Below are 25,846 nucleotides of genomic sequence, written 5' to 3'. Positions count from 1 at the left end.
CCGGGGGCGACCGACCGTGGAGACGGCAACGGGGCCGGTGGGAGGAATCCCACCGGCCCCGTCGTCCGACTCAGTCCTGCTGCGCGATGCTGCCGCCGGCGGCCAGGATCTTGTCCTTGGCCGAACCGGACAGCGCGTCCACCGCGACCGAGAGCTTCACGGTGAGCTCACCGGCACCGAGCACCTTGACCGGCTGGCCCTTGCGGACCGCACCCTTGGCCACCAGGTCCTCGACGGTGACCTCGCCACCCTCGGGGTACAGCGACGCGAGCTTCTCCAGGTTCACGACCTGGTACTCGACCCGGAACGGGTTCTTGAAGCCGCGGAGCTTGGGCAGCCGCATGTGCAGCGGCATCTGCCCACCCTCGAAGCGCTCCGGCACCTGGTACCGGGCCTTGGTGCCCTTGGTACCGCGGCCGGCCGTCTTACCCTTCGACGCCTCACCACGACCCACGCGGGTCTTGGCGGTCTTGGCGCCGGGGGCCGGGCGGAGGTGGTGGACCTTGAGCGTGCCGCCGGCACCCTCAGTGGTCTTCTCCTCCTTGGCGGCCTTGGTGGCAGCGGGCTTCTTGGCGGCGGCCTTCGGCTTGTCCGCGGCCGCAGCCTCGGTCTTCGCCTTGGCGGCCGGCTTCTTGGCGGCGGGCTTCTCGGCCGCAGCCTCGGAGGCCGCAGCCTTCGCCTTGGTCGCCTTCGGAGCCTTGGCCGGCGCCTCCTCCGGAGCCGTGGACTCAGTGGCCTTCTTCTCGTCAGCCATCGTCACTCCACCTCCTCGACCGCGACCAGGTGCGTCACCGTGTTGACCATGCCGCGGATCTCGGGACGGTCCTCCTTGACGACGACGTCGCCGATCCGCTTGAGGCCCAGGGTGCGCAGCGTGTCGCGCTGGTTCTGCTTACCGCCGATGGCGGACTTGGTCTGGGTCACCTTCAGGCGGGCCATCACGCACCCACCTTCTCTGCCTTGTCCGGGCGACCGGCGGCCTGGGACCGCAGGAGGGCCGCCGGGGCGACCTCCTCGAGGGTCTTGCCGCGGCGCGCGGCCACGGCGGCCGGCTCCTCCAGGCCCTTCAGCGCCGCCACCGTGGCGTGCACGATGTTGATGGCGTTGGAGGAACCCAGGGACTTGGACAGGATGTCGTGCACGCCGGCGCACTCCAGCACCGCACGCACCGGACCACCGGCGATCACACCGGTACCCGGGGAGGCGGGACGCAGGAAGACGACACCGGCAGCGGCCTCACCCTGGATCGGGTGGGTGATGGTGCCCTGGATGCGGGGGACGCGGAAGAAGTTCTTCTTCGCCTCCTCGACACCCTTGGCGATCGCCGCGGGCACCTCCTTGGCCTTGCCGTAGCCGACACCCACGGTGCCGTCGCCGTCGCCCACGACCACCAGGGCGGTGAAGCTGAAGCGACGACCACCCTTGACGACCTTGGCGACACGGTTGATCGAGACGACGCGCTCCAGGAACGCGCTCTTCTCCTGGGCGTCCCCGCGGCGGTTGTCGCGGCGGCCACCATCGCGGCGGTCGCCACCACCCTGCGGTGCGCCCGTGTTGCTGCGCTGAGGAGCAGCCATCAGTGGTTCCTCACCTTCGATGCGGGAATGGTCGTGGTCACAGGGCCAGCCCACCCTCGCGGGCGGCGTCGGCGACCGCGGCCACCCGGCCGTGGTACTTGTTACCGCCGCGGTCGAAGACCACCGCGTCGATGCCGGCGGCCTTGGCGCGCTCGGCGATCAGCTCGCCGACCCGCTTGGCCTTGGCGCTCTTGTCGCCGTCGGCGGCGCGCAGGTCCGCCTCCAGCGACGAGGCCGACACCAGGGTGCGGCCCACGCCGTCGTCGACGATCTGGGCGACGATGTTCCGGTTGGACCGGGTCACGACCAGGCGCGGACGCGCGGCGGTGCCCGCGATCTTCTTGCGCAGACGCAGGTGGCGGCGCTTACGGGCGATGGACTTGCCCTTGCCCTTGACGATGATCGCCATGGCTTACTTACCAGCCTTTCCGACCTTGCGGCGGACGTTCTCGCCCGCGTAGCGCACACCCTTGCCCTTGTAGGGCTCGGGCTTGCGGATCTTCCGGATGTTGGCGGCGACCTCGCCCACCTGCTGCTTGTCGATGCCGGCGACCGAGAACTTGGTCGGGGACTCGACGGCGAAGGTGATGCCCTCGGGGGCGCTGACGACCACCGGGTGGCTGAAGCCCAGGGCGAACTCGAGGTCCGAGCCCTTGGCGGTCACGCGGTAACCGGTGCCCACGATCTCGAGCTTCTTCTCGTAGCCGGCGGTGACACCGGTGACGAGGTTCGAGATCAGGGTGCGGGTCAGGCCGTGCAGCGAGCGGGAGAGGCGCTCGTCGTCGGGACGGGTGACCACCAGGGCACCGTCCTCGTCGCGAGCGACCTGGATCGGGGAGGCGACGGTGTGGGTCAGGGTGCCCTTGGGGCCCTTGACCGTCACCACGGCGCCATCAATGTTGACGTCCACACCGGTCGGGACCGGGACGGGGAGTCTGCCGATTCGAGACATTGCTTGACTTCCTTTCCGTCTCGGACTTACCAGACGTAGGCGAGGACTTCCCCACCCACGCCCTTCTTGGCGGCCTGCTTGTCGGTGAGGAGACCGGAGGACGTGGACAGGATCGCCACGCCCAGGCCGCCGAGCACCTTGGGCAGGTTGGTGGACTTCGTGTACACCCGCAGACCGGGCTTGGACACGCGCTTGATACCGACGAGCGCACGCTCGCGGTTCGGGCCGTACTTGAGGGAGACCACGAGGTTCTTGCCCACGCGGGCGTCCTCGACGGTCCAGCCGGAGATGTAACCCTCCGCCTGGAGGATCTCCGCGATGTGCGACTTCAGCTTCGAGTACGGAATCGTGACCTCGTCGTGGTGCGCCGAGTTCGCGTTCCGCAGACGGGTCAGGAAGTCTGCGATCGGGTCGGTCATCGTCATGGGGGCGTTTGCCCTTCCTCGCCGTGGTATCCGCGGCGGGCCGGCCTAGGTGGCCGGGCCCGTCCGCGGACCTGCGACGTCGTTGGTTACCAGCTGCTCTTGGTCACACCGGGGAGCTGGCCGGCGTGGGCCATCTCCCGCAGGCAGATCCGGCACAGCCCGAACTTGCGGTACACGGAGTGCGGACGACCGCACCGCTGGCACCGGGTGTAGGCCCGCACGGCGAACTTCTGCTTGCCCGCGGCCTTGTTCTTCAGGGCGGTCTTCGCCATGTCAGTCCTCCTTGAAGGGGAAGCCCAGGTGCTTCAGCAGCGCCCGGCCCTCCTCGTCGGTGGTCGCGGTGGTGACGACCGTGATGTCCATACCGCGGACACGGTCGATCTTGTCCTGGTCGATCTCGTGGAACATCGACTGCTCCGTGAGACCGAAGGTGTAGTTGCCGTGCCCGTCGAACTGCTTGGCGGACAGCCCGCGGAAGTCGCGGATCCGGGGCAGTGCGGTGGACAGCAGGCGGTCCAGGAACTCCCAGGCCCGGTCGCCGCGCAGCGTCACGTGGGCGCCGATCGGCATGCCCTCACGCAGCTTGAACTGCGCGATGGACTTGCGGGCCTTGGTCACCTGCGGCTTCTGACCGGTGATCTGCTGGAGGTCGCGGATCGCGCCCTCGATCAGCTTCGAGTCCTTCGCCGCGTCGCCCACGCCCATGTTCACGACGACCTTCACCAGGCGCGCGACCTGGTTGATGTTCTCGTGATCGAACTCGGAGCGGAGCGTCGAGCGGATCTCCTCGTTGTACCGGGTCTTCAGACGCGGCGTCGGGTAGGTGGTCTCGGCGGTCATCAGATGTCCTTACCGGAGCGCTTGGCGACGCGGACCCGCGCAGTGCGGGTGCGGCCGTCACGCTCGACCTGCTCGGTGCGGTAGCCGACCCGGGTACCACGCTTGGTCTCGGGGTCGACCAGCATCACGTTGCTGATGTGGATGGGCGCCTCGACCGTCTCGATGCCGCCGGTGCGGGAGCCGCGCTGCGACTGACCGACCTTGACGTGCTTCGTGACGCGGTGGATGCCCTCGACGATCACACGGTCGCGGTCCGTCAGCACCTCGAGCACACGGCCCTGCTTGCCACGGTCCTTGCGCGAACCCGAGATGACGACCACCAGGTCGCCCTTCTTGATCTTCGCCATGATCAGATCACCTCCGGAGCCAGCGAGATGATCTTCATGAACTTCTTGTCGCGCAGCTCGCGACCCACGGGGCCGAAGATGCGGGTACCGCGCGGCTCGCCGTCGTTCTTGAGGATCACCGCAGCGTTCTCGTCGAACTTGATGTACGAGCCGTCCACGCGCCGGCGCTCCTTGCGGGTGCGCACGACGACCGCCTTGACGACGTCGCCCTTCTTGACGTTGCCGCCCGGGATCGCGTCCTTGACGGTGGCGACGATGACGTCACCGATACCGGCGTAGCGACGGCCGGACCCACCGAGAACGCGGATGCACAGAATCTCCTTGGCACCCGTGTTGTCGGCGACCCGAAGTCGCGACTCCTGCTGAATCATTGACTAACTCCTGTCGTCTGCCGGTTCTCACGCCGCGAGGTGCGAGCCTGGCCGAACGGATAAGGGGGGAGAAGAGGGAAGGCCTACTTCGCCTTCTCGAGGATCTCCACCAGACGCCACCGCTTGGTGGCGGACAGCGGGCGGGTCTCCATGATCACGACCAGGTCGCCGACGCCGGCCTGCGAGGCCTCGTCGTGGACCTTGACCTTGCTCGTCCGCCGGATGACCTTGCCGTAGAGCGGGTGCTTGACCCGGTCCTCGACTTCGACCACGACGGTCTTGTCCATCTTGTCGCTGACCACGTAGCCGCGCCGCGTCTTGCGGTACGGCCGCGCCTGCACGGCAGTGGTCTCGTTGGTGTTCTCGCTCATCGAGTCCTCACTCGCTCGCACTCGGCGCAGTCCGGATACCGAGCTCGCGCTCGCGCAGGATCGTGTAGATCCGCGCGATGTCGCGACGCACGGCCTTGAGGCGCCCGTGGCTCTCGAGCTGGCCGGTGGCCGACTGGAACCGCAGGTTGAACAGCTCCTCCTTGGCCTTCTTCAGCTCGGCCACGAGGCGCTCGTCGTCAAAGGTGTCCAGCTCGCTGGGAGCCAGGTCCTTGGTGCCGATAGCCATCAGTTACCACCCTCGCGAACCACGAAACGGGTCTTCATCGGGAGCTTGTGCTGCGCGCGGCGCATGGCCTCGCGAGCCAGCGGCTCCGGGACACCGGCGAGCTCGAACATCACTCGGCCGGGCTTGACGTTGGCGACCCACCACTCCGGGGAACCCTTACCGGAACCCATGCGGGTCTCGGCGGGCTTCTTGGTGAGCGGACGGTCCGGGTAGATGTTGATCCAGACCTTTCCACCACGCTTGATGTGGCGGGTCATGGCGATACGCGCAGCCTCGATCTGCCGGTTGGTGACGTAGGCGGGCTCGAGAGCCTGGATGCCGAAGTCGCCGAAGGCGATCGTGGTGCCACCCGTGGCGGCGCCGGAGCGCTTGGGGTGGTGCTGCTTGCGGTGCTTCAGCCGACGCGGGATCAGCACGGCTCAGGCCTCCGTTCCGGTCTCAGGAGCGGCGGTCTCGGCCGGAGCGGCAGCCTCGGCGGCCCGGGGGGCCTCCGCACGCTCGTTCCGGCGGCCACCGCCACGCGGGCCACGGTCGCCGCCGCGGTCCCCACGCTCGCCACGGCCACGGCCCTGGGAACGCGGTGCCTGCGACGCCTGCTCACGAGCGAACTCGCGCTCGGTCATGTCGCCCTTGTAGACCCAGACCTTCACGCCGATCCGGCCGAAGGTGGTGCGGGCCTCGTAGAAGCCGTAGTCGATGTTCGCGCGCAGGGTGTGCAGCGGCACGCGCCCCTCGCGGTAGAACTCGGTACGGCTCATCTCCGCACCGCCGAGGCGGCCGGAGACCTGCACCCGGATGCCCTTGGCGCCGGCACGCTGCGCGGACTGGATGCCCTTGCGCATGGCACGGCGGAAGGACACACGGGAGGCGAGCTGCTCGGCGATGCCCTGGGCAACCAGCTGAGCCTCGATCTCGGCGTTCTTCACCTCGAGGATGTTCAGCTGCACCTGCTTGCCGGTGAGCTTCTCCAGCTCGCCGCGGATGCGGTCCGCCTCGGCGCCACGGCGACCGATGACGATGCCCGGACGCGCGGTGTGGATGTCGACGCGAACCCGGTCACGGGTGCGCTCGATCTCCACCTTGGCGATGCCGGCACGCTCCAGGCCGGTGCTCATCAGCTTCCGGATCTGGACGTCCTCACGGACGTAGTCGCGGTACCGCTGACCCGGCTTGGTCGAGTCGGCGAACCACCGAGAGCGGTGGTCGGTCGTGATGCCCAGGCGGTACCCGAGCGGGTTGACCTTCTGTCCCACTGTCAGGCCCTTCCCTTCGTGGTCTCACGCTCAGCGACCACCACGGTGATGTGGCTGGTCCGCTTGAGGATCTGGCTCGCGCGGCCCTGCGCCCGGGGGCGGAACCGCTTGAGGGTCGGACCCTCGTCGACGAACGCCTCTGCGACGTACAGCGCACCCTCGTCGAATCGCTCCCCGTCCCGCTTCGCGAGCTCGCGGGCGTTGGCGATCGCGGACTCGACGACCTTGAGGACCGTCTCACCCGCGGCCTGCGGTGCGAACTTCAGCACCTGCACGGCCTCGCCGGCCTGCTTGCCACGGATGAGGTCCACGACGCGCCGGGCCTTCTGGGGCGTGACGCGGACGAACCGCGCCTTCGCCTTGGCTTCCATTGCTGTCCTGCCTTCTTGTCTCAGCCGTCCAGGCTGTCGCGACACTGACCCGGGGGTCAGCGGCGACGGCCCTTCCGGTCGTCCTTCTCGTGGCCGCGGAACGTCCGCGTCGGGGCGAACTCGCCGAGCTTGTGCCCGACCATCGCCTCCGTCACGAACACCGGCGTGTGCTTACGACCGTCGTGCACCGCGAACGTGTGGCCCAGGAAGTCCGGCGTGATGACCGAACGGCGGGACCAGGTCTTGATGACGTTCTTGGAGCCGGCCGCATTCTGCGCGTCGACCTTCTTCTGCAGGTGCCCGTCGACGAAGGGCCCCTTCTTCAAGCTGCGAGGCATGTCTCCCGGCTCCTATCAGCGCTTCTTGCCGGTACGGCGGCGACGGACGATGAGCTTGTCGCTCGGCTTGTTCGGCCGGCGGGTACGGCCCTCGGGCTGACCCCACGGGCTGACCGGGTGGCGACCACCGGAGGTCTTGCCCTCACCACCACCGTGCGGGTGGTCGATCGGGTTCATCGCCACACCACGGACGGTCGGGCGCTTGCCCTTCCACCGCATGCGGCCGGCCTTGCCCCAGTTGATGTTCGACTGCTCGGCGTTGCCCACCTCGCCGACCGTGGCGCGGCAGCGCAGGTCGACGTTGCGGATCTCGCCGGAGGGCATGCGCAGCTGCGCGTAGGGCCCGTCCTTGGCCACCAGCTGCACCGAGACACCGGCCGAGCGGGCGATCTTCGCGCCGCCACCGGGCTTGAGCTCGATGGCGTGGATGACCGTACCGGTCGGGATGTTGCGCAGCGGCAGGTTGTTGCCGGGCTTGATGTCGGCGCCGGCACCGGCCTCGACGATGTCACCCTGAGACAGCTTGTTCGGGGCGATGATGTAGCGCTTCTCGCCGTCTGCGTAGTGCAGCAGGGCGATGCGAGCGGTGCGGTTGGGGTCGTACTCGATGTGAGCGACCTTGGCCGGCACGCCGTCCTTGTCGTGGCGACGGAAGTCGATCACGCGGTAGGCGCGCTTGTGGCCACCGCCGTGGTGCCGCACGGTGACGCGGCCGGTCGAGTTGCGACCACCCGTCTTGTGCAGCGGGCGGACCAGCGACTTCTCCGGCTCCGAGCGCGTGATCTCGACGAAGTCGGCGACGGACGAACCGCGGCGGCCCGGCGTCGTCGGCTTGTACTTACGGATTCCCATGGGGATCTGTCCTCGTTCTGCTCTTGAGCCCGGTCAGCCGACCGGTCCGCCGAAGATGTCGATCGTGCCCTCGCGGAGGGTGACGATGGCGCGCTTGGTGTCCTTACGACGACCGATGCCGAACTTGGTCCGGCGCGCCTTGCCCTTCCGGTTGGCGGTGTTCACCGAAGAAACCTTCACGCCGAAGATCTGCTCCACGGCGATCTTGATCTCGGTCTTGTTCGCGCGGGGGTCCACGATGAACGTGTACTTGCCCTCGTCGATCAGGCCGTAGCTCTTCTCGGAGACGACCGGCGCGATCAGGATGTCGCGCGGGTCCTTGGCGACCGTGGTCACTTGGTGTCCTCCTCGACCTCAGCGGACGACGCCACGGCCGTGGCCGACTTGCCCTTGGCGGGGCCGGCCAGGAACGTGTCGAGCGCACCCTGGGTGAACACGACGTCGTCGGAGACGAGCACGTCGTAGGTGTTGAGCTGGTCGGCGACGAGCAGGTGGACCCGCTCGACGTTGCGCAGCGACTTCCAGGCCAGCTCGTCCTGACGCTCGACCACGACCAGCACGTGCTTGCGGTCGGACAGCTGCCCGAGCACCGCCAGCGCGGCCTTGGTGGACGGCGCCTGGTCGACACCGAAGCCGGTGACGACGTGGACGCGGCCCGCACGGGCCCGGTCGGACAGAGCACCGCGGAGCGCCGCGGCCTTCATCTTCTTGGGGGTCCGCTGCGAGTAGTCGCGCGGCTGCGGACCGTGGACGGTCCCACCACCGGCGAACTGCGGCGCACGGGTCGAACCCTGACGGGCGCGGCCGGTGCCCTTCTGCTTGTACGGCTTCTTGCCGCCACCCCGGACCTCACCACGGGTCTTGGTGTCGTGGGTGCCCTGGCGCGCCGCGGCGAGCTGGGCGACGACGACCTGGTGGATCAGCGGGATGTTGGTCTGCGCGTCGAAGACCTCGGCCGGAAGGTCGGCGGTGCCGGCCTTCTTGCCCGCGGCGTCGAGCACGTCGACAGTCTGGGTGGTCATGAAGCTCATGCCCCCTTCACAGCGGTACGCACGACGACGACCCCGCGCTTGGGACCGGGAACTGCGCCCTTGAGCAGCAGCAGGCCCTTCTCGGCGTCGACCGCGTGGACGGTCAGGTTCTGAGTGGTCTGCTGGACGTGGCCCATGCGGCCGGCCATGCGCAGACCCTTGAAGACGCGCGACGGGGTGGAGGCGCCACCGATCGAACCGGGCTTGCGGTGGTTGCGGTGCGCACCGTGCGAGGCGCTCACACCGGCGAACCCGTGCCGCTTCATGACACCGGCGGTGCCCTTGCCCTTGGTGGTGCCGATCACGTCGACCAGCTGCCCGGCCTCGAAGACCTCGGCGGTGATCTCCTGGCCGAGTGTGAACTCGGCCGCGTTCGTCGTGCGGATCTCGGCCACGTGGCGACGGGGGGTGACCCCGGCCTTCTCGAAGTGGCCCTTGAGCGGCTTGGTCACCTTGCGCGGGTCGATCTGGCCGAAGGCCAGCTGCACCGCGGCGTAACCGTCAGTCTCAGCGGAGCGCACCTGGGTGACGACGTTCGTGCCGACCTGCACGACGGTGACCGGAACGAGACGCCCCTCGGCGTCCCACACCTGAGTCATGCCGAGCTTGGTCCCGAGCACCGCCGTCACGGGGCGCGCGTTCTGCTGGGTAACCATGAAGATCAGTTCCTTCCCAGCGTCAGAGCTTGATCTCGATGTTCACGTCCGCGGGCAGGTCGAGCCGCATCAGCGAGTCGACGGCCTTCGGCGTGGGATCGATGATGTCGATCAGCCGCTTGTGCGTGCGCATCTCGAAGTGCTCACGGCTGTCCTTGTACTTGTGAGGCGACCGGATGACGCAGAAGACGTTCTTCTCCGTCGGCAGCGGCACCGGGCCCACGACCGTCGCACCAGCGCGGGTCACCGTGTCGACGATCTTGCGCGCCGAACTGTCGATGACCTCGTGGTCGTAGGACTTGAGCCGGATGCGGATCTTCTGTCCCGCCATGGCGTCGTCTACTTCTCTCTCTTCGAACTGCTTCTGTCCGACCCCCGCACTCGGGCGTGTCGCATCGAGCGACATACCGTGGCGCTGGTCCCGGCGGCACACCCGAGGGCGACACACCAGGATGGGGTCGATGGTGATGTGGGGGCTCGGCACCGGGTGACCCCGGCCCGTGGTGAGCCCACAACGCGTCATATCCATCACTGCCCGCCGCGGTTCACCGGCCCGAGCGCACGCGCGCAGGCGGTCCCGTCCTCGGGCAACTTGTCCAGTGTGCCAGACGGCGCGTGATCAAGCCAATCCGGTGCTGCGTCACACTCCGCGCCGGTGCCGCACGCGCAGGACGATCCCGTCGCCGATCACCAGCACCCGGTCCGTGCGGCGGCGCCGGGTGCAGGCCAGCGTGGACGGCGGCAGCTCCGGCATCAGCCCGCCGACCCGGAAGCCGCTCTCCACCGTAGTGGGCAACCGGGACTCCCACTCGCGCCGCTCCTGCCGGTCCATCGCGGCAACCCGGGCGCCCACCCGCGCCGCGGCAGCGGCCATCGCAGGCGGCGACTCCTGCGGCCCGCACAGCACCACCAGCGGCAACCGGACCCGGTTCACCGGCACCCGCACCCCGGTCGGGATCTGCACCGCCGTCCACCCGGAACGCAGGTAGGCCCGGTAATGCCGGTCGACCCGGGCGCCCCGGCCGGCACGGTCCGCCAGCACCAGGGCCAGCACCACCGGCACCAGCAGCAGGGGCCCACCCACCAGCAGCAGGCGCACCGGATCCAGGTCCCCGGCGTCCCTCAGCCCCCAGAACAACTGCCAGAACGACACCCCGGGATTCAGTTCCCTCGATCGCCAGCAGGTCCGCAGGTTGGTCAGCAGCAGCAGGACCGCGATCGAGCCGACCAGCGGGGCGATGGCGCCGGCCGGCCCGGCGGGCACGATCACCTGCCTCGCGAACTGCTCCCGGGTGAGCTGCATGACCGCAGGCTCACATCGGCGGGCCACCACCCGGTCGCACAGTGCGCCGCCCGGGTGCGGGACTGGGTGGTGCCCCGCACCCGGGCGGCGGTGGGAGCGTCAGGCGGTGACCGGCGCCGGGGCGGGCTTCACCGCGAGGATCGCCAGCGACTCCCCGCCGACCACGATCGCCTGCGAGGACTTGCCGCGGCGGGCGCAGGCCAGCACCCGCGGCGGCAGCTCCGGCATCAGGTCCCCGACCGGGAAACCGTCCTGCACCTGCCGGGCCACCGCGGCCTCCCAGGCCCGGCGCTGCTTCTTGTCCATCGCGGCCACCCGCGCCCCGACCGAGGCGGCCGGACCGGCGAGCTCGGCCGGCGGCTGGCCCGGACCGGAGAGCACGACCACGTCGACCTGGTTGCGGCCGACCTTGACCCGGACGCCGGTGGGCAGCTGCTCGGCGACCCATCCGTCCTGCAGGTAGCGCTGGTACACCTTGTCCACCCGGCCCTCGTGGGTGAGCAGGTCGACGACCACCAGGACCAGGATCACCGGCAGCAGCACCACCGGACCCCACACCAGCGCGACCAGCACCGGGCTGGTGCTGCCGTTCTCCCCGGTGGTCACCCAGAACAGGTCCCAGAACGAGGCCCACGGGTTGGCGTCCATCGACTCCCAGGCAGACCGGGCGTTGTACAGCAGGAGCAGGAGCAGGATGCCGCCGACCACGGCGGCGATGGAGCCGGCGAGCCGGGGTACGACCGCCCGCTGCCGGAACTCGTCCAGGGTCATCTTCATGGCGCGAAGCGTGGCACAGGCCACGATCCCCGTGGACCGGCTGTACGCCAGATGGACCAGCGAAAGAGTGACACCGCGGATGCCGGTCCCCTAGCGTCGGGCGCGCCCCTCAGCCGCAGCCACCACCCCGAGGAGCGCCATGCCCGCCGATATCGCCCAACCCATCGGCCACGTACAGCACCGGCCGGACGGACCGGCCGTGCTGCTGACACCGGAGTACACCCGCGCGCTGCACGGCCTGGCCGGGTTCAGCCACGCGATCGTGCTCTGGTGGGCCGACAAGGTCGACGACCCCGAACTGCGCACCCGGACCGAGCTGGACGGCCCCTACGCCGGCGGCCCGGACACCCTGGGGGTGTTCGCCACCCGGTCGCCGGTGCGCCCGAACCCGATCGGGCTGTCGGTCCCGCGGATCCTCGGCGTGGCGGACGACCTGCTCCGGGTGGACTGGCTGGACGCCGAGGACGGCACCCCGGTGCTGGACATCAAGCCCTACTCCCCCAGCGTCGACCGCCCCGCACACCCGGTGGTACCGGACTGGGCGGCCGGCTGGCCGGGCACCATCGAGGAGTCCGCGGACTTCGACTGGTCGCACGTGCTCCGTCACGTGTAGCCCGCGACATGCGGCAACTCTCCGCACACATGCGTGTGTGCGTCTGCCGCGCGAGGATCCGCATGTGCTGGCGACGTCACCGGTCGCGGAGGGGAACGCCGGCCGTGCGGAGGAGGTCCGGTAGGGCGCCCGGGCGCCAGAGGTCTGCCCAGGTCCAGCGGACGACCCGGACACCAGTCGATCGCAGCCGGTCCTCTCGACGCTTCTCCGCCCACACACGGTCCTCGACCGATCGCCGGTCGGCGACTCCGTCCACCCGGTACTTCATCCGCCCGTCGAACTCACCGATCACCCGAGCCTGCGGCCACCAGAAGTCCACCCGGCTGCGTCGCCCCGTCCGGTCGGTGAACGGCACCTGGAGTTCTGGGGCGACCAGGCCCTCCAGATGGATCCGGGCCCGACTGACCGACTCCCCCGGTGACTCGGCCTTGGCATCCGCCAGTTCCGCGACCACCCGCGCCCGCCGCACCCCGTGCCGGCGCCCGGACTCGCAGACGGCCGCGCACAACGACTCTGCGGTGGCCAGTCCGCGTCGCAGCGCATGATCGGCCGCGGCCAACCCCACCTCCACCGACCGGGCCGCAGCGAGCGTGACCAGCGTGTCCGGGACCGTGGTCAGCCGGAGTCCGTCGACCCGGACCACCGTCGGCATCGTGGCGCTGCCGTGCCGATGCACCCCGCCGCGCACGCCGAACCCGTGGGCTGCCTGGCCGGGGGACGGCGACCCGAGGACATGCACGGTGCGCGACGGTGCGATCAGCGGCAGCCCCCAGATCACCGCGGCGGACTCGTGCGTGAACACGGGATCGTGCAGTTGTCGTCCAGCGGCCTCCACCACCCACCGGTAGCGCCGATCGGGCGAGGCAGGCTCCCAGTCGGCGGCTCGCAGGTAGGCGCCGTGCCGCAACCGGACCAGCAGCCCGGATCGCACGGCGCGCTGCAGGGCGTCGACGCCGACTCCGCCGGCGGCGGCGTGTGAGGCGAGGATCAGCCCGGTCGGCAGGGTGCGCAGCACGTCGTCCATGGCCCGCAGCGTGACCCGGCCGGCACCGTCTCGGCATCCTCCGCCACCGCACCCTGGGGACAACTGCGGGGCGCGTGCGCCTGTGGACGAGTCGGTACCCACGGGAATCCGCGGGACAGGCGTCTCTTGACGCATGTGGATCGAGATTCCGCTGGCCGCGGGTCGCGCGGGGCGGAGACGGCAGGAGGGCCCGGACACCCTCGCGGGTGTCCGGGCCCTCCCGGTCGAACTGTGCCCCTAGGGGCGCACGATCACTTGATGATCTTGGTGACCCGGCCGGAGCCCACGGTGCGGCCACCCTCACGGATGGCGAAGCCGAGGCCCTCCTCCATGGCGATGGGCTGGATCAGCTCCACCGTGATCTCCGAGTTGTCGCCCGGCATGACCATCTCGGTGCCCTCGGGCAGCGTGATGACACCGGTGACGTCGGTGGTCCGGAAGTAGAACTGCGGACGGTAGTTGGAGAAGAACGGGTTGTGACGCCCACCCTCGTCCTTGGTCAGGATGTAGACCTGGCCCTCGAAGTCGGTGTGCGGGGTGATCGAACCCGGCTTCACGACGACCTGGCCGCGCTCGACGTCCTCACGCTTGGTACCGCGGAGCAGGAGGCCACAGTTCTCGCCGGCCCACGCCTCGTCCATCTGCTTGTGGAACATCTCGATACCGGTGACCGTGGTCTTCTGCGCCGGACGGATACCGACGATCTCGACCTCAGAGTTGATCGCGAGCTTGCCGCGGTCGACCTTGCCGGTGACGACGGTGCCACGACCGGTGATGGTGAAGACGTCCTCGATCGGCATCAGGAACGGCTTGTCCATGTCACGGACCGGCTCCGGGATGGACTCGTCCACCGCGTCCAGCAGGTCCTCGACCGACTTGACCCAGGTCGGGTCGCCCTCGAGCGCCTTCAGGCCGGAGACGCGCACCACGGGGGCGTTGTCGCCGTCGAAGCCCTGCGAGGACAGCAGCTCACGGACCTCCATCTCGACGAGCTCGAGGATCTCCTCGTCGTCGACCATGTCGGACTTGTTCAGCGCCACGAGCAGGTAGGGCACGCCGACCTGACGCGCGAGCAGCACGTGCTCACGGGTCTGGGCCATCGGACCGTCGGTCGCGGCGACCACCAGGATCGCGCCGTCCATCTGGGCGGCACCGGTGATCATGTTCTTGATGTAGTCAGCGTGACCCGGAGCGTCGACGTGCGCGTAGTGGCGCTTCTCGGTCTCGTACTCGACGTGCGCGATGTTGATCGTGATACCGCGCTGCTTCTCCTCCGGCGCCTTGTCGATCTCGTCGAACGGCGTGAAGGGGTTCAGGTCCGGGTACTTGTCGTGCAGCACCTTCGAGATCGCAGCGGTCAGCGTCGTCTTGCCGTGGTCGACGTGACCGATGGTCCCGATGTTGACGTGCGGCTTGGTCCGCTCGAACTTGGCCTTGGCCACTGGGTCCTCCTCAGGACAGGTGTAGAGATTGCCGGTCGAGGCGAGGTGGGTTACCCCGCCGACGAACGGTCCTACTGGTCGGGTTGTTGATGGTGGTGACGACCGGTGGGACTACTCGCCCCGGGTCTTCTTGATGATCTCGTCGGCAACATTCCGAGGAACCTCGGCGTAGCTGTCGAACTGCATCGAGTACACGGCGCGGCCCTGGGTCTTCGACCGCAGGTCCCCGACGTACCCGAACATCTCCGAGAGCGGCACCTGGGCGCGGATCACCTTCACGCCCGTCGCGTCCTCCATGGACTGGATCATGCCGCGACGCGAGTTGATGTCGCCGATGACGTCGCCCATGTACTCCTCGGGCGTACGCACCTCGACGGCCATGATCGGCTCCAGGAGCGCGGGGTCCGCCTTGCGGGCCGCCTCCTTCAGGACCATGGAACCCGCGATCTTGAACGCCATCTCCGAGGAGTCGACGTCGTGGTAGGCACCGTCGAGCAGGGTCGCCTTGACCCCGACCAGCGGGAAGCCGGCCAGCACACCCTGCTCCATCGCCGACTGGATACCAGCGTCGACGGACGGGATGTACTCACGGGGGATACGACCACCGGTGACGGCGTTCTCGAACTGGTAGAGCTCGCCCTCCTCCGACACCAGCGGCTCGAAGGACATCTGCACCTTCGCGAACTGGCCGGAACCACCGGTCTGCTTCTTGTGCGTGTAGTCGATCTTGTCCACCTTGCGGCGGATGGTCTCGCGGTAGGCCACCTGGGGCTTACCGACGTTGGCCTCGACCTTGAACTCGCGGCGCATCCGGTCGACCAGCACGTCCAGGTGGAGCTCGCCCATGCCGCCGATGACGGTCTGGCCGGTCTCCTCGTCCAGGCGGACCCGGAAGGTCGGGTCCTCCTCGGACAGCTTCTGGATGGCGGTGGAGAGCTTCTCCTGGTCGCCCTTGGTCTTCGGCTCGATGGCCACGTCGATCACGGGCTCGGGGAAGGTCATCGACTCGAGCACGATCGGCGCGTCCTGGGCGCACAGGGTGTCACCGGTGGTGGTGTCCTTGAGGCCGATGAACGCGTAGATGTGACCGGCGCTCGCCGAGTCGACCGGGTTCTCCTTGTTGGAGTGCATCTGGAAGAGCTTCCCGATGCGCTCCTTCTTGCCCTTGGTCGCGTTGAGGACCATGTCGCCCTGCGAGACCTTGCCGGAGTACACCCGGACGTAGGTCAGGCGGCCGAAGAACGGGTGCACGGCGACCTTGAAGGCCAGCGCGGAGAACGGCTCGGAGGCGTCGGGGTGACGCTGGAGCACCTTCTCCTCGTCCTTGGGGTCGTGACCGTCCACGGCCGGCACGTCCAGCGGGGTCGGCAGGTAGTCGATCACGGCGTCGAGCATGGGCTGCACGCCCTTGTTCTTGAACGCCGAACCACACAGGACCGGGAAGGCCTCGGTGGCGATGACCAGCTTGCGGATGCCGGACTTGATCTCCTCGACCGACAGCTCCTCGCCGCCGAGGTACTTCTCGAGCAGCTCCTCGTCGGCCTCGGCGACGGACTCCAGGAGCTCGGCGCGGTACTGCTCCGCCTTCTCCTGCAGGTCGGCCGGGATCTCCTCGATCTCGTACTTCTCGCCCATCGCGGTCTCGCCGCGCCAGACCAGAGCACGCTGCTCGATCAGGTCGACCACACCGATGAAGTCGTTCTCGGAGCCGATCGGCAGCTGGATGACCAGCGGCTTGGCCTTGAGACGGTCCTTGATGGTCTGCACGGTGAAGTAGAAGTCCGCACCGAGCTTGTCCATCTTGTTGACGAAGCAGATGCGCGGGACGTCGTACTTGTCCGCCTGCCGCCACACGGTCTCCGACTGGGGCTCCACGCCCTCCTTGCCGTCGAACACCGCGACCGCACCGTCGAGGACGCGGAGCGAACGCTCCACCTCGACCGTGAAGTCCACGTGGCCCGGGGTGTCGATGATGTTGATCTGGTTGTTCTTCCAGTAACAGGTCGTCGCGGCCGACGTGATCGTGATGCCGCGCTCCTGCTCCTGCTCCATCCAGTCCATCGTCGACGCGCCGTCGTGCGTCTCACCGATCTTGTAGTTGACCCCGGTGTAGAACAGGATCCGCTCGGTGGTGGTGGTCTTGCCGGCATCGATGTGCGCCATGATGCCGATGTTGCGGACCTTGTTGAGGTCCGTCAGCACGTCCAGTGCCACAGGTTCAGCCCCTCGATTATCGAGCTCGCTCAGCCGCTGGGATTACCAGCGGTAGTGGGCGAACGCCTTGTTGGACTCGGCCATCTTGTGCATGTCCTCGCGACGCTTCACCGCGGCACCCAGGCCGTTGGAGGCGTCGAGGATCTCGTTCATCAGGCGCTCGGTCATGGTCTTCTCGCGACGGGCGCGGGAGAAGTCGGTCAGCCAGCGCAGCGCCAGAGTGGTCTGGCGGACCGGGCGGACCTCGACCGGGACCTGGTAGGTGGCGCCACCGACGCGGCGGGAGCGGACCTCCAGCGACGGCCGGACGTTGTCCAGCGCGCGCTTCAGCACGACCACCGGGTCGGACTGGGTCTTCTCGCGCACACCCTCGAGGGCGCTGTAGACGATGGCCTCCGCGACGGACTTCTTGCCGTCCAGGAGCACCTTGTTGATGAGCTGCGTGACGACCGGGGACCCGTAGACCGGGTCGACGATCAGCGGCCGACGGGGGGCCGGACCCTTACGAGGCATCGGTTCAGCCCTTCTTCGCGCCGTAGCGGCTACGCGCCTGCTTACGGTTCTTCACGCCCTGAGCGTCCAGGGCACCACGGATGATCTGGTAGCGGACACCGGGCAGGTCCTTCACGCCGCCGCCGCGCACGAGCACGATCGAGTGCTCCTGCAGGTTGTGGCCCTCGCCGGGGATGTACGCGGTGACCTCGATGCCGGTCGAGAGGCGCACACGGGCGACCTTCCGGAGGGCAGAGTTCGGCTTACGCGGGGTGGTGGTGTACACGCGGGTGCACACGCCCCGGCGCTGCGGGGAGCTCTTGAGAGCAGGCGTGCTCGACTTCTTGGTCTTCGCCTGCCGGCCCTTGCGGACCAGCTGCTGGATCGTAGGCACTACGTCTCCGTCTTGTTGATGAGTCTGGTCTGACCGGCACCCGTCACCCTGGACGGCCGGCTCGTCCCGGATCGCTGCCCGTCGTGCAGCTACCCCGGAGGTCTTGCGTCCCGCTCCGGCCCCCGCGCCCGGGCGTGTCGTCCGGGGCCCCACACCCGGGGTCGCTCCCCTGCGGGAACCACCTCGGCTGCGCGAGCGCGCGCGAGAGCCCGACGGCGCGGGCACGGTGTCCTACGTTACCCGCGCGGGACCTGAGAATCAAAGCGTTCCGAGCGTGACCGCGGGCACGGACGAGGGGCCCCCACCCCAGTGGGTGGAGGCCCCTCGTCACCGCGGGGCGGTCAGGACACCGGGATCAGCGGAAGTCGCCGAAGTCGATGTCCTCGAGCGGGATCGCCTCGCCCGAGCCGAGGCCCAGGGCGGGGAAGTCGATCTCGTCGTAGCCGAAGGACGGGTACAGCTCCGCCTTCGCCTCCTCGGTGGGCTCGACCACCACGTCGGCGTACCGGGGCAGCCCGGTGCCGGCGGGGATCAGCTTGCCGAGGATCACGTTCTCCTTCAGGCCCAGCAGCGGGTCGGAGCGGCCCGACATCGCGGCCTCGGTGAGGACGCGGGTCGTCTCCTGGAAGGACGCCGCCGACAGCCACGAGTCGGTGGCCAGCGACGCCTTCGTGATCCCCATCAGCTCCGGACGGCCGGAGGCCGGGTGGCCACCCTCCGCCACGGCCTTGCGGTTGGCGTCCTCGAACCGGCCACGCTCGGCCAGCTCGCCGGGGAGCAGGTCGGAGTCGCCGGAGTCCAGCACGGTCACGCGCCGCAGCATCTGCCGCACGATGACCTCGATGTGCTTGTCGTGGATGTCCACACCCTGGGAGCGGTAGACCTCCTGGACCTCGTCCACCAGGTGCTTCTGGGTGGCGCGGGGGCCGAGGATGCGCAGGACCTTCTTCGGGTCCACCGCACCCTGGACCAGCTGGGTGCCGACCTCGACGTGGTCGCCGTCGTTCACCAGCAGCCGGGACCGCTTGGTGATCGGGTAGGCGATCTCCTCCGAGCCGTCGTCCGGGGTCAGGATGATCTTGCGCGTGCGGTCGGCCTCGTCGATGGCGATCCGGCCGGAGAACTCCGCGATCGGGCTCTCACCCTTGGGGGTACGGGCCTCGAACAGCTCCTGCACACGCGGCAGACCCTGGGTGATGTCCTCCGCGGAGGCGACACCACCGGTGTGGAAGGTACGCATGGTCAGCTGGGTACCGGGCTCACCGATGGACTGCGCCGCGATGATGCCGACGGCCTCGCCGATGTCCACCAGCTTGCCGGTGGCCAGGGAGCGGCCGTAGCACTTGGCGCAGGTGCCGACTCGCGACTCACAGGTGAGCACGGAGCGGACCTTGATCTCGGTGACGCCGGCCGCGATCAGGCGGTCCAGCATGACGTCGCCGACGTCCTCACCGGCCCGGCCGACGATCTCGCCGTCCAGCTCCACGTCGGTGGCCAGGGTGCGGGCGTAGACCGAGGTCTCGACCTTGTCGTGACGACGGAAGCCGTCACCCACCTTGACCCCGATCGGCAGGGTCAGGCCGCGCTCGGTGCCGCAGTCCTCCTCGCGGACGATGACGTCCTGGGACACGTCCACCAGACGACGGGTCAGGTAGCCCGAGTCGGCGGTCCGCAGTGCGGTGTCCGCCAGACCCTTACGGGCACCGTGCGTCGCGATGAAGTACTCCAGGACCGACAGGCCCTCGCGGTAGTTGGACTTGATCGGGCGCGGGATGATCTCGCCCTTCGGGTTGGCCACCAGACCACGCATACCGGCGATCTGACGGACCTGCATCCAGTTACCACGGGCACCGGAACCCACCATCCGGAACACGGTGTTCCGGGCGGAGAAGTTCTCCTGCATCGCCTTGGCGACCTTGTCGGTGGCCTGGGTCCAGATCTCGATGAGCTCCTGACGGCGCTCGTCGTCGGTGATCAGACCCTTGTCGTACTGGCCCTGGACCTTGGCGGCACGGGCCTCGTGCTCGGCCAGGATCTCCGTCTTGCCGGCCGGGGCCGCCACGTCGGAGATCGCGATGGTCACGCCCGAGCGGGTGGCCCAGCGGAAGCCGGCCTCCTTCAGGGCGTCCAGCGAGGCGGCCACCTCGACCTTCGGGTACCGCTCGGCCAGGTCGTTGACGATGACCGAGAGGCGCTTCTTGTCGACGACGCCGTTCTCGTACGGGTAGTCCACCGGCAGCAGCTCGTTGAACAGTGCCCGGCCGAGCGAGGTCTCGAACAGGAAGGGCTGACCCTCGACGAAGCCCTCGGGTGCACCCTCCTCACCGAAGACCAGACCGTCCATCCGGATCTTGACCACGGCGTTCAGGTCCAGGCTGCCCTGGTCGAAGGCCATGATCGCCTCGGAGACCGAGCCGAAGGCACGACCGGCGCCCAGGGCGTCCTCCTTGTCGGAGGTCAGGTGGAACAGGCCGATGATCATGTCCTGCGAGGGCATGGTCACCGGACGGCCGTCCGACGGCTTGAGGATGTTGTTCGAGGACAGCATCAGGATGCGGGCCTCGGCCTGCGCCTCCGCGGACAGCGGCAGGTGCACGGCCATCTGGTCACCGTCGAAGTCCGCGTTGAACGCCGCGCAGACCAGCGGGTGCAGGTGGATGGCCTTGCCCTCGACCAGCTGCGGCTCGAAGGCCTGGATGCCGAGGCGGTGCAGGGTGGGCGCACGGTTCAGCAGCACCGGGTGCTCGGTGATGACCTCTTCCAGCACGTCCCACACCACCGGGCGGGCGCGCTCGACCATCCGCTTGGCCGACTTGATGTTCTGCGCGTGGTTCAGGTCGACCAGGCGCTTCATCACGAACGGCTTGAACAGCTCCAGCGCCATCTGCTTGGGCAGACCGCACTGGTGCAGCTTGAGCTGCGGGCCGACCACGATGACCGAACGGCCCGAGTAGTCCACGCGCTTGCCCAGCAGGTTCTGGCGGAACCGGCCCTGCTTGCCCTTGAGCATGTCGGAGATCGACTTCAGCGGCCGGTTGCCCGGGCCGGTGACCGGACGACCACGGCGGCCGTTGTCGAACAGCGAGTCGACGGCCTCCTGGAGCATCCGCTTCTCGTTGTTGACGATGATCTCCGGCGCGCCCAGGTCGAGCAGCCGCTTGAGGCGGTTGTTCCGGTTGATCACGCGGCGGTACAGGTCGTTCAGGTCGGAGGTCGCGAACCGGCCACCGTCCAGCTGCACCATCGGGCGCAGGTCCGGCGGGATGACCGGGACCGCGTCCAGCACCATGCCGGTGGGCGAGTTGGTGGTGGTGAGGAAGGCGTTGACGACCTTCAGGCGCTTGAGGGCACGGGTCTTGCGCTGGCCCTTGCCGGTGCGGATGGTCTCGCGCAGCGACTCGGCCTCGGCCTCCAGGTCGAAGTTCTCCAGGCGCTTCTGGATCGCCGCGGCGCCCATCGAGCCCTCGAAGTAGTTGCCGTACCGGTCCTGCAGGGCGCGGTAGAGCAGCTCGTCGCCCTCGAGGTCGGCGACCTTGAGGTTCTTGAACCGGTCCCAGATGGTGTCGAGGCGGTCGATCTCCGCGTCGGCACGCTTGCGCAGCTGGGCCATCTCGCGCTCGGCCGAGTCACGCACCTTGCGGCGCGCGTCGGCCTTGGCGCCCTCGGCCTCCAGCTCGGCCAGGTCGGCCTCGAGCTTGGCGGCGCGGGTGTTGATGTCGTTGTCGCGGCGGTCCGCGATCTCCTTGCGCTCCAGGTCGATCTCGTTCTGGAGGTTCGGGAGGTCCTCCTGGCGACCCTCCTCGTCGACCCACGTGATCATGTAGGCCGCGAAGTAGATGACCTTCTCCAGGTCCTTCGGAGCCAGGTCGAGCAGGTAGCCGAGGCGGGACGGCACACCCTTGAAGAACCAGATGTGGGTGACCGGGGCGGCCAGCTCGATGTGGCCCATCCGCTCACGGCGGACCTTCGAGCGGGTCACCTCGACGCCGCAGCGCTCACAGATGATGCCCTTGAAGCGCACGCGCTTGTACTTGCCGCAGTAGCACTCCCAGTCCCGGGTGGGACCGAAGATCTTCTCGCAGAACAGACCATCCTTCTCCGGCTTCAGGGTCCGGTAGTTGATGGTCTCGGGCTTCTTGACCTCGCCGTGCGACCAGGCACGGATGTCGTCGGCGGTGGCCAGGCCGATACGCAGCTCGTCGAAGACGTTGACGTCGAGCAAGGGGTCCTACTTCCTTCGCGTTCCGGTGGGGGTGTCCCCGACCGGAGGAATCTCAAAGTCGGTGTGTCGGCGCCCGTCGGGCCGGCCCGGGTGGGGTCCGGCCCGACGGGGCTCGGCGTCAGATCTCGTCGACGGAGCTCGCGGCGTTCGGGCGGCGGGACAGGTCGATGCCCAGCTCCTCCGCGGCCCGGTACACCTCGTCGTCGTTCTCGCGCATGTCGATCGAGACGCCGTCGCTGGACAGCACCTCGACGTTCAGGCACAGGGACTGCATCTCCTTGAGCAGCACCTTGAACGACTCCGGGATCCCCGAGTCCGGGATGTTCTCGCCCTTGACGATCGCCTCGTACACCTTCACGCGGCCGGGGATGTCGTCCGACTTGATGGTGAGCAGCTCCTGCAGGGTGTACGCAGCGCCGTACGCCTCCAGGGCCCACACCTCCATCTCACCGAAGCGCTGGCCACCGAACTGCGCCTTACCACCCAGCGGCTGCTGCGTGATCATCGAGTACGGACCGGTGGACCGGGCGTGGATCTTGTCGTCGACCAGGTGGTGCAGCTTCAGGATGTACATGTAGCCCACCGACACCGGCTCCGGGAACGGCTCGCCGGAGCGGCCGTCGAACAGCCGGGCCTTGCCGTTGGAGCCGACCATCCGCTCGCCGTCGCGGTTCGGCAGCGTGGAGCCGAGCAGACCGGTCAGGGTCTCCTCCGGCACACCGTCGAACACCGGGGTCGCCACCGGGTTGCCCGGGGTCGACGCCTTCGCGATCTCCGGCACCTGGTCGATCCACTCCAGGTCACCCTCGGCCAGCTTCACGTCCCAGCCCTGCTTGGCGATCCACCCGAGGTGGACCTCCAGCACCTGGCCGACGTTCATCCGGCCGGGGACACCCATCGGGTTCAGGATGATGTCCACCGGGGTGCCGTCCGGCAGGAATGGCATGTCCTCGACCGGCAGGATCTTGGAGATGACGCCCTTGTTGCCGTGACGGCCGGCCAGCTTGTCGCCGTCGGTGATCTTGCGGCGCTGGGCGATGTACACGCGCACCAGCTCGTTCACCCCGGCGGGCAGCTCGTCGCCGTCCTCACGGTTGAAGGTACGGACCTCGATCACGGTGCCGGACTCGCCGTGCGGCACCTTCAGCGAGGTGTCGCGGACCTCACGGGCCTTCTCACCGAAGATGGCGCGCAGCAGGCGCTCCTCCGGGGTCAGCTCGGTCTCACCCTTGGGGGTCACCTTGCCGACCAGCACGTCACCGGCCGAGACCTCGGCACCGATCCGGATGATGCCGCGCTCGTCCAGGTCGGCCAGGACGTCCTCGGAGACGTTCGGGATGTCCCGGGTGATCTCCTCCGGGCCGAGCTTGGTGTCGCGGGCGTCGACCTCGTGCTCCTCGATGTGGATCGAGGACAGCACGTCGTCCTGGACGAGGCGCTGCGACAGGATGATCGCGTCCTCGTAGTTGTGACCCTCCCAGGACATGAACGCCACCAGCAGGTTGCGGCCCAGGGCGAGCTCGCCCTCGTCGGTCGCCGGACCGTCCGCCAGCACCGAACCGACCTCGACCCGGGCGCCCTGGTCCACCAGCACGCGCTGGTTGTAGGAGGTGCCCTGGTTCGAGCGGCGGAACTTCGCCACCCGGTAGGTGCTGGTGGTCGCGTCGTCGTTGGCGACGGTGATCAGGTCGGCGGACACCTCGGTGACCACACCGGCCTTGGTCGCGACGATGACGTCACCGGCGTCGACCGCGGCACGCCACTCCATGCCGGTGCCGACCAGCGGCGCCTCGGAACGGACCAGCGGCACCGCCTGGCGCTGCATGTTCGCGCCCATCAGCGCGCGGTTGGCGTCGTCGTGCTCCAGGAACGGGATCAGCGCGGTACCGACGGACACCATCTGGCGCGGGGACACGTCGATGTAGTCGACGATGTCGGCCGGCACGTCCTCGGTGTCGCCACCCTTGACCCGGACCAGCACGGTCTCGTCGACGAACTTGCCGTTCGCGTCGATCACGGCGTTGGCCTGCGCGATGACGAAGCGGTCCTCGTCGTCGGCGGTCAGGTAGTGCACCTCGTCGGTGATCTGACCGTGCTCGACCTTGCGGTACGGGGTCTCGACGAAGCCGAACGGGTTGATCCGGGCGAAGGTCGCCAGCGAGCCGATCAGACCGATGTTCGGACCCTCAGGGGTCTCGATCGGGCACATCCGGCCGTAGTGCGACGGGTGGACGTCACGGACCTCCATGCCGGCGCGGTCACGGGACAGACCACCCGGGCCCAGCGCGGACAGACGCCGCTTGTGCGTCAGGCCGGCCAGCGGGTTGTTCTGGTCCATGAACTGCGACAGCTGCGAGGTGCCGAAGAACTCCTTGATGGAGGCCACGACCGGGCGGATGTTGATCAGGGTCTGCGGCGTGATCGCCTCGACGTCCTGGGTGGTCATCCGCTCGCGGACCACGCGCTCCATCCGGGACAGGCCGGTGCGGACCTGGTTCTGGATCAGCTCGCCCACCGCGCGGATCCGGCGGTTGCCGAAGTGGTCGATGTCGTCGGTCTCGACCCGGATCTCCACCGGCTCACCGTTGCGGGTGCCCGGCAGGGTCGCCACGTCGGCGTGCAGCGCGGCCATGTACTTGATCGCGGCGACGATGTCGTCCTTGGACAGCACCGAGTCCGCCAGCGGCACGTCGATGCCGAGCTTCTTGTTCAGCTTGTAGCGGCCGACCTTCGCCAGGTCGTAGCGCTTGGGGTTGAAGTAGAAGTTCTCGATCAGCGCGCGACCGGCCTCCACCGTGGGCGGCTCGCCCGGGCGGATCTTGCGGTACAGGTCGAGCAGCGCCTCGTCCTGGGTCTGGACGTGGTCCTTCTCCAGGGTGTCGATGACGGCCGGGAACTGCGCGAACTCCTCGCGGATCTCCGACTCGGTCATGCCGAGGGCCTTGAGCAGCACGGTGGCGTTCTGCTTGCGCTTGCGGTCGACGCGGACGCCGACGTTGTCGCGCTTGTCGATCTCGAACTCGAGCCAGGCGCCACGGCTCGGGATGACCTTGACCGAGAAGATGTCCTTGTCGGAGGTCTTGTCCGGGGTCCGCTCGAAGTAGACGCCCGGGGAGCGCACGAGCTGGGACACCACGACACGCTCGGTGCCGTTGATGATGAAGGTGCCGCGGTCGCTCATGAGCGGGAAGTCACCCATGAAGACGGTCTGCGACTTGATCTCGCCGGTGGTGTAGTTCACGAACTCCGCGGTGACGAACAGCGGCGCGGCGTAGGTGAAGTCCTTCTCCTTGCACTCCTCGGCCGTGTACTTCGGCGGCTCGAAGCGGTGCTCACGGAAGGAGAGGGACATGGTCCCGCCGAAGTCCTCGATCGGGGAGATCTCCTCGAAGATCTCCTCCAGACCGGCGGTCTCCGGGACGTCCTGGCGGCCGGCCTCGAGGGCGGCGGCGACCCGCGCCTGCCACCGCTCGTTGCCGAGGAGCCAGTCGAAGCTCTCGGTCTGCAGGCCGAGGAGGTTGGGGACCTCCAGCGGCTCGTCGATCCGGGCGAAGGAGAGACGGCGGGAAGCCGTACGGTTCGCGATGGCTTCGGAGATGGAAGTAGGGGTGCGCGAGGCAGCCAAGAGGGGTCCTTCCCAGCAGATCGAGTTCCCTGCGGCTGACCCGGCGTTCCCCGACACCCCGCCTCGATGACCCCGTGCATCGATCATGACGATGTCGGTGGTCCCGGGT

The 25,846-nt window shown here is 68.6% G+C and carries 31 protein-coding genes; 1 reads left to right on the top strand and 30 read right to left on the bottom strand.

Going from position 1 to position 25,846, the window contains the following annotated elements; translation table 11 throughout:
• Window positions 1–70: 70 nt before the first annotated feature.
• From rplO to HGA03_RS12965, 23 genes are all read right to left on the bottom strand, one after another.
• The gene (gene rplO, locus HGA03_RS13075) at window positions 71–754 is read right to left on the bottom strand and encodes a 50S ribosomal protein L15 (protein ID WP_168630731.1); all 684 of its coding nucleotides are present in this window, start codon (window positions 752–754) and stop codon (window positions 71–73) included.
• A gap of 2 nt (window positions 755–756) precedes the next feature.
• Entirely contained in the window at window positions 757–939 is a 183-nt protein-coding gene (rpmD, locus tag HGA03_RS13070; protein ID WP_168630730.1) for a 50S ribosomal protein L30, read from the bottom strand.
• Window positions 939–1,577 (bottom strand): 30S ribosomal protein S5, encoded by a 639-nt coding sequence (gene rpsE, locus HGA03_RS13065; RefSeq protein ID WP_168630729.1) that lies wholly within the window; start codon window positions 1,575–1,577, stop codon window positions 939–941. Before rpsE ends, rpmD begins: the two co-directional genes overlap by 1 nt.
• A 37-nt stretch (window positions 1,578–1,614) precedes the next feature.
• A complete protein-coding gene (gene rplR / locus HGA03_RS13060; protein WP_168630728.1) occupies window positions 1,615–1,986 on the bottom strand; it encodes a 50S ribosomal protein L18 in 372 nt (123 codons plus the stop codon).
• A 3-nt stretch (window positions 1,987–1,989) separates the two neighbouring features.
• Window positions 1,990–2,529 carry a 50S ribosomal protein L6 gene (gene rplF, locus HGA03_RS13055; protein WP_168630727.1) on the bottom strand — a complete coding sequence of 180 codons (540 nt, stop codon included), beginning with the start codon at window positions 2,527–2,529 and terminating at the stop codon, window positions 1,990–1,992.
• Window positions 2,530–2,555: 26 nt separating this feature from the next.
• Entirely contained in the window at window positions 2,556–2,954 is a 399-nt protein-coding gene (rpsH, locus tag HGA03_RS13050; protein ID WP_168630726.1) for a 30S ribosomal protein S8, read from the bottom strand.
• A gap of 86 nt (window positions 2,955–3,040) precedes the next feature.
• On the bottom strand, window positions 3,041–3,226 hold the full coding sequence (locus HGA03_RS13045) for a type Z 30S ribosomal protein S14 (RefSeq protein WP_168630725.1): 186 nt from the start codon (window positions 3,224–3,226) through the stop codon (window positions 3,041–3,043).
• A 1-nt stretch (window position 3,227) separates the two neighbouring features.
• On the bottom strand, window positions 3,228–3,794 hold the full coding sequence (gene rplE, locus HGA03_RS13040; RefSeq protein WP_168630724.1) for a 50S ribosomal protein L5: 567 nt from the start codon (window positions 3,792–3,794) through the stop codon (window positions 3,228–3,230).
• Complete coding sequence (rplX, locus tag HGA03_RS13035) at window positions 3,794–4,141, bottom strand: 50S ribosomal protein L24 (protein ID WP_168630723.1); 348 nt, start codon at window positions 4,139–4,141, stop codon at window positions 3,794–3,796. The genes rplE and rplX overlap by 1 nt, the downstream gene beginning before the upstream one ends.
• Window positions 4,142–4,143: 2 nt before the next feature.
• The gene (rplN, locus tag HGA03_RS13030; protein WP_168630722.1) at window positions 4,144–4,512 is read right to left on the bottom strand and encodes a 50S ribosomal protein L14; all 369 of its coding nucleotides are present in this window, start codon (window positions 4,510–4,512) and stop codon (window positions 4,144–4,146) included.
• Between the two features lie 83 nt (window positions 4,513–4,595).
• Entirely contained in the window at window positions 4,596–4,883 is a 288-nt protein-coding gene (rpsQ, locus tag HGA03_RS13025) for a 30S ribosomal protein S17 (protein WP_168630721.1), read from the bottom strand.
• Between the two features lie 7 nt (window positions 4,884–4,890).
• Window positions 4,891–5,130, bottom strand: a complete 240-nt coding sequence (gene rpmC, locus HGA03_RS13020) for a 50S ribosomal protein L29 (protein ID WP_168630720.1) — start codon at window positions 5,128–5,130, stop codon at window positions 4,891–4,893.
• A complete protein-coding gene (rplP, locus tag HGA03_RS13015; RefSeq protein WP_168630719.1) occupies window positions 5,130–5,546 on the bottom strand; it encodes a 50S ribosomal protein L16 in 417 nt (138 codons plus the stop codon). The genes rpmC and rplP overlap by 1 nt, the downstream gene beginning before the upstream one ends.
• A 3-nt stretch (window positions 5,547–5,549) precedes the next feature.
• Window positions 5,550–6,383 (bottom strand): 30S ribosomal protein S3, encoded by an 834-nt coding sequence (gene rpsC, locus HGA03_RS13010; protein ID WP_168630718.1) that lies wholly within the window; start codon window positions 6,381–6,383, stop codon window positions 5,550–5,552.
• A gap of 2 nt (window positions 6,384–6,385) precedes the next feature.
• Complete coding sequence (rplV, locus tag HGA03_RS13005; RefSeq protein WP_168630717.1) at window positions 6,386–6,754, bottom strand: 50S ribosomal protein L22; 369 nt, start codon at window positions 6,752–6,754, stop codon at window positions 6,386–6,388.
• Window positions 6,755–6,810: 56 nt separating this feature from the next.
• The gene (gene rpsS, locus HGA03_RS13000) at window positions 6,811–7,092 is read right to left on the bottom strand and encodes a 30S ribosomal protein S19 (protein ID WP_168630716.1); all 282 of its coding nucleotides are present in this window, start codon (window positions 7,090–7,092) and stop codon (window positions 6,811–6,813) included.
• 15 nt (window positions 7,093–7,107) lie between these two features.
• Complete coding sequence (rplB, locus tag HGA03_RS12995) at window positions 7,108–7,944, bottom strand: 50S ribosomal protein L2 (RefSeq protein ID WP_168630715.1); 837 nt, start codon at window positions 7,942–7,944, stop codon at window positions 7,108–7,110.
• A 33-nt stretch (window positions 7,945–7,977) separates the two neighbouring features.
• On the bottom strand, window positions 7,978–8,280 hold the full coding sequence (gene rplW, locus HGA03_RS12990; RefSeq protein ID WP_168630714.1) for a 50S ribosomal protein L23: 303 nt from the start codon (window positions 8,278–8,280) through the stop codon (window positions 7,978–7,980).
• A complete protein-coding gene (rplD, locus tag HGA03_RS12985) occupies window positions 8,277–8,966 on the bottom strand; it encodes a 50S ribosomal protein L4 (protein WP_168630713.1) in 690 nt (229 codons plus the stop codon). Before rplD ends, rplW begins: the two co-directional genes overlap by 4 nt.
• 5 nt (window positions 8,967–8,971) lie before the next feature.
• Window positions 8,972–9,631 (bottom strand): 50S ribosomal protein L3, encoded by a 660-nt coding sequence (rplC, locus tag HGA03_RS12980; protein ID WP_168630712.1) that lies wholly within the window; start codon window positions 9,629–9,631, stop codon window positions 8,972–8,974.
• A gap of 22 nt (window positions 9,632–9,653) precedes the next feature.
• Window positions 9,654–9,962 (bottom strand): 30S ribosomal protein S10, encoded by a 309-nt coding sequence (gene rpsJ, locus HGA03_RS12975; RefSeq protein ID WP_012867945.1) that lies wholly within the window; start codon window positions 9,960–9,962, stop codon window positions 9,654–9,656.
• Between the two features lie 309 nt (window positions 9,963–10,271).
• Entirely contained in the window at window positions 10,272–10,934 is a 663-nt protein-coding gene (locus HGA03_RS19415; protein ID WP_168630711.1) for a hypothetical protein, read from the bottom strand.
• 99 nt (window positions 10,935–11,033) lie between these two features.
• Window positions 11,034–11,711 carry a hypothetical protein gene (locus HGA03_RS12965; RefSeq protein ID WP_168630710.1) on the bottom strand — a complete coding sequence of 226 codons (678 nt, stop codon included), beginning with the start codon at window positions 11,709–11,711 and terminating at the stop codon, window positions 11,034–11,036.
• Window positions 11,712–11,850: 139 nt separating this feature from the next.
• Between HGA03_RS12965 and tsaA the strand changes: the two genes are divergently transcribed.
• Window positions 11,851–12,324, top strand: coding sequence for a tRNA (N6-threonylcarbamoyladenosine(37)-N6)-methyltransferase TrmO (gene tsaA / locus HGA03_RS12960; protein WP_168630709.1), 474 nt, complete (start codon window positions 11,851–11,853; stop codon window positions 12,322–12,324).
• Window positions 12,325–12,400: 76 nt separating this feature from the next.
• Here the strand turns inward: tsaA and HGA03_RS12955 are convergent, their stop codons facing one another.
• From HGA03_RS12955 to rpoB, 7 genes are all read right to left on the bottom strand, one after another.
• Window positions 12,401–13,348 (bottom strand): hypothetical protein, encoded by a 948-nt coding sequence (locus HGA03_RS12955; RefSeq protein WP_168630708.1) that lies wholly within the window; start codon window positions 13,346–13,348, stop codon window positions 12,401–12,403.
• A gap of 251 nt (window positions 13,349–13,599) precedes the next feature.
• On the bottom strand, window positions 13,600–14,790 hold the full coding sequence (tuf, locus tag HGA03_RS12950; RefSeq protein ID WP_168630707.1) for an elongation factor Tu: 1,191 nt from the start codon (window positions 14,788–14,790) through the stop codon (window positions 13,600–13,602).
• A gap of 111 nt (window positions 14,791–14,901) precedes the next feature.
• Window positions 14,902–17,004, bottom strand: coding sequence for an elongation factor G (fusA, locus tag HGA03_RS12945; RefSeq protein WP_168630706.1), 2,103 nt, complete (start codon window positions 17,002–17,004; stop codon window positions 14,902–14,904).
• Between the two features lie 42 nt (window positions 17,005–17,046).
• On the bottom strand, window positions 17,047–17,517 hold the full coding sequence (rpsG, locus tag HGA03_RS12940) for a 30S ribosomal protein S7 (protein ID WP_168630705.1): 471 nt from the start codon (window positions 17,515–17,517) through the stop codon (window positions 17,047–17,049).
• Window positions 17,518–17,521: 4 nt separating this feature from the next.
• A complete protein-coding gene (gene rpsL / locus HGA03_RS12935) occupies window positions 17,522–17,890 on the bottom strand; it encodes a 30S ribosomal protein S12 (RefSeq protein WP_168630704.1) in 369 nt (122 codons plus the stop codon).
• Between the two features lie 355 nt (window positions 17,891–18,245).
• Window positions 18,246–22,112: a DNA-directed RNA polymerase subunit beta' gene (locus HGA03_RS12930; protein WP_168630703.1), complete on the bottom strand. Its 3,867-nt coding sequence runs from the start codon at window positions 22,110–22,112 to the stop codon at window positions 18,246–18,248.
• A 118-nt stretch (window positions 22,113–22,230) separates the two neighbouring features.
• Window positions 22,231–25,737, bottom strand: coding sequence for a DNA-directed RNA polymerase subunit beta (rpoB, locus tag HGA03_RS12925; RefSeq protein WP_168630702.1), 3,507 nt, complete (start codon window positions 25,735–25,737; stop codon window positions 22,231–22,233).
• Between the last annotated feature and the right edge of the window lie 109 nt (window positions 25,738–25,846).

Source organism: Cellulomonas denverensis (assembly GCF_012396125.1).
Taxonomy (GTDB): Bacteria; Actinomycetota; Actinomycetes; order Actinomycetales; family Cellulomonadaceae; genus Cellulomonas; species Cellulomonas denverensis.
Note: the sequence above shows the minus strand (reverse complement) of the source record. Positions and strands in the feature narration are given on the sequence as shown.

What these genes read in the sequence shown, in the direction of transcription:
- rplO (WP_168630731.1), bottom strand. Translation starts at nt 754, where the DNA reads ATGGCTGACGAGAAGAAGGCCACTGAGTCCACGGCTCCGGAGGAGGCG.
- rpmD (WP_168630730.1), bottom strand. Translation starts at nt 939, where the DNA reads ATGGCCCGCCTGAAGGTGACCCAGACCAAGTCCGCCATCGGCGGTAAG.
- rpsE (WP_168630729.1), bottom strand. Translation starts at nt 1,577, where the DNA reads ATGGCTGCTCCTCAGCGCAGCAACACGGGCGCACCGCAGGGTGGTGGC.
- rplR (WP_168630728.1), bottom strand. Translation starts at nt 1,986, where the DNA reads ATGGCGATCATCGTCAAGGGCAAGGGCAAGTCCATCGCCCGTAAGCGC.
- rplF (WP_168630727.1), bottom strand. Translation starts at nt 2,529, where the DNA reads ATGTCTCGAATCGGCAGACTCCCCGTCCCGGTCCCGACCGGTGTGGAC.
- rpsH (WP_168630726.1), bottom strand. Translation starts at nt 2,954, where the DNA reads ATGACGATGACCGACCCGATCGCAGACTTCCTGACCCGTCTGCGGAAC.
- HGA03_RS13045 (WP_168630725.1), bottom strand. Translation starts at nt 3,226, where the DNA reads ATGGCGAAGACCGCCCTGAAGAACAAGGCCGCGGGCAAGCAGAAGTTC.
- rplE (WP_168630724.1), bottom strand. Translation starts at nt 3,794, where the DNA reads ATGACCGCCGAGACCACCTACCCGACGCCGCGTCTGAAGACCCGGTAC.
- rplX (WP_168630723.1), bottom strand. Translation starts at nt 4,141, where the DNA reads ATGGCGAAGATCAAGAAGGGCGACCTGGTGGTCGTCATCTCGGGTTCG.
- rplN (WP_168630722.1), bottom strand. Translation starts at nt 4,512, where the DNA reads ATGATTCAGCAGGAGTCGCGACTTCGGGTCGCCGACAACACGGGTGCC.
- rpsQ (WP_168630721.1), bottom strand. Translation starts at nt 4,883, where the DNA reads ATGAGCGAGAACACCAACGAGACCACTGCCGTGCAGGCGCGGCCGTAC.
- rpmC (WP_168630720.1), bottom strand. Translation starts at nt 5,130, where the DNA reads ATGGCTATCGGCACCAAGGACCTGGCTCCCAGCGAGCTGGACACCTTT.
- rplV (WP_168630717.1), bottom strand. Translation starts at nt 6,754, where the DNA reads ATGGAAGCCAAGGCGAAGGCGCGGTTCGTCCGCGTCACGCCCCAGAAG.
- rpsS (WP_168630716.1), bottom strand. Translation starts at nt 7,092, where the DNA reads ATGCCTCGCAGCTTGAAGAAGGGGCCCTTCGTCGACGGGCACCTGCAG.
- rplB (WP_168630715.1), bottom strand. Translation starts at nt 7,944, where the DNA reads ATGGGAATCCGTAAGTACAAGCCGACGACGCCGGGCCGCCGCGGTTCG.
- rplD (WP_168630713.1), bottom strand. Translation starts at nt 8,966, where the DNA reads ATGACCACCCAGACTGTCGACGTGCTCGACGCCGCGGGCAAGAAGGCC.
- rplC (WP_168630712.1), bottom strand. Translation starts at nt 9,631, where the DNA reads ATGGTTACCCAGCAGAACGCGCGCCCCGTGACGGCGGTGCTCGGGACC.
- rpsJ (WP_012867945.1), bottom strand. Translation starts at nt 9,962, where the DNA reads ATGGCGGGACAGAAGATCCGCATCCGGCTCAAGTCCTACGACCACGAG.
- HGA03_RS19415 (WP_168630711.1), bottom strand. Translation starts at nt 10,934, where the DNA reads ATGCAGCTCACCCGGGAGCAGTTCGCGAGGCAGGTGATCGTGCCCGCC.
- HGA03_RS12965 (WP_168630710.1), bottom strand. Translation starts at nt 11,711, where the DNA reads ATGAAGATGACCCTGGACGAGTTCCGGCAGCGGGCGGTCGTACCCCGG.
- tsaA (WP_168630709.1), top strand. Translation starts at nt 11,851, where the DNA reads ATGCCCGCCGATATCGCCCAACCCATCGGCCACGTACAGCACCGGCCG.
- HGA03_RS12955 (WP_168630708.1), bottom strand. Translation starts at nt 13,348, where the DNA reads ATGGACGACGTGCTGCGCACCCTGCCGACCGGGCTGATCCTCGCCTCA.
- rpsG (WP_168630705.1), bottom strand. Translation starts at nt 17,517, where the DNA reads ATGCCTCGTAAGGGTCCGGCCCCCCGTCGGCCGCTGATCGTCGACCCG.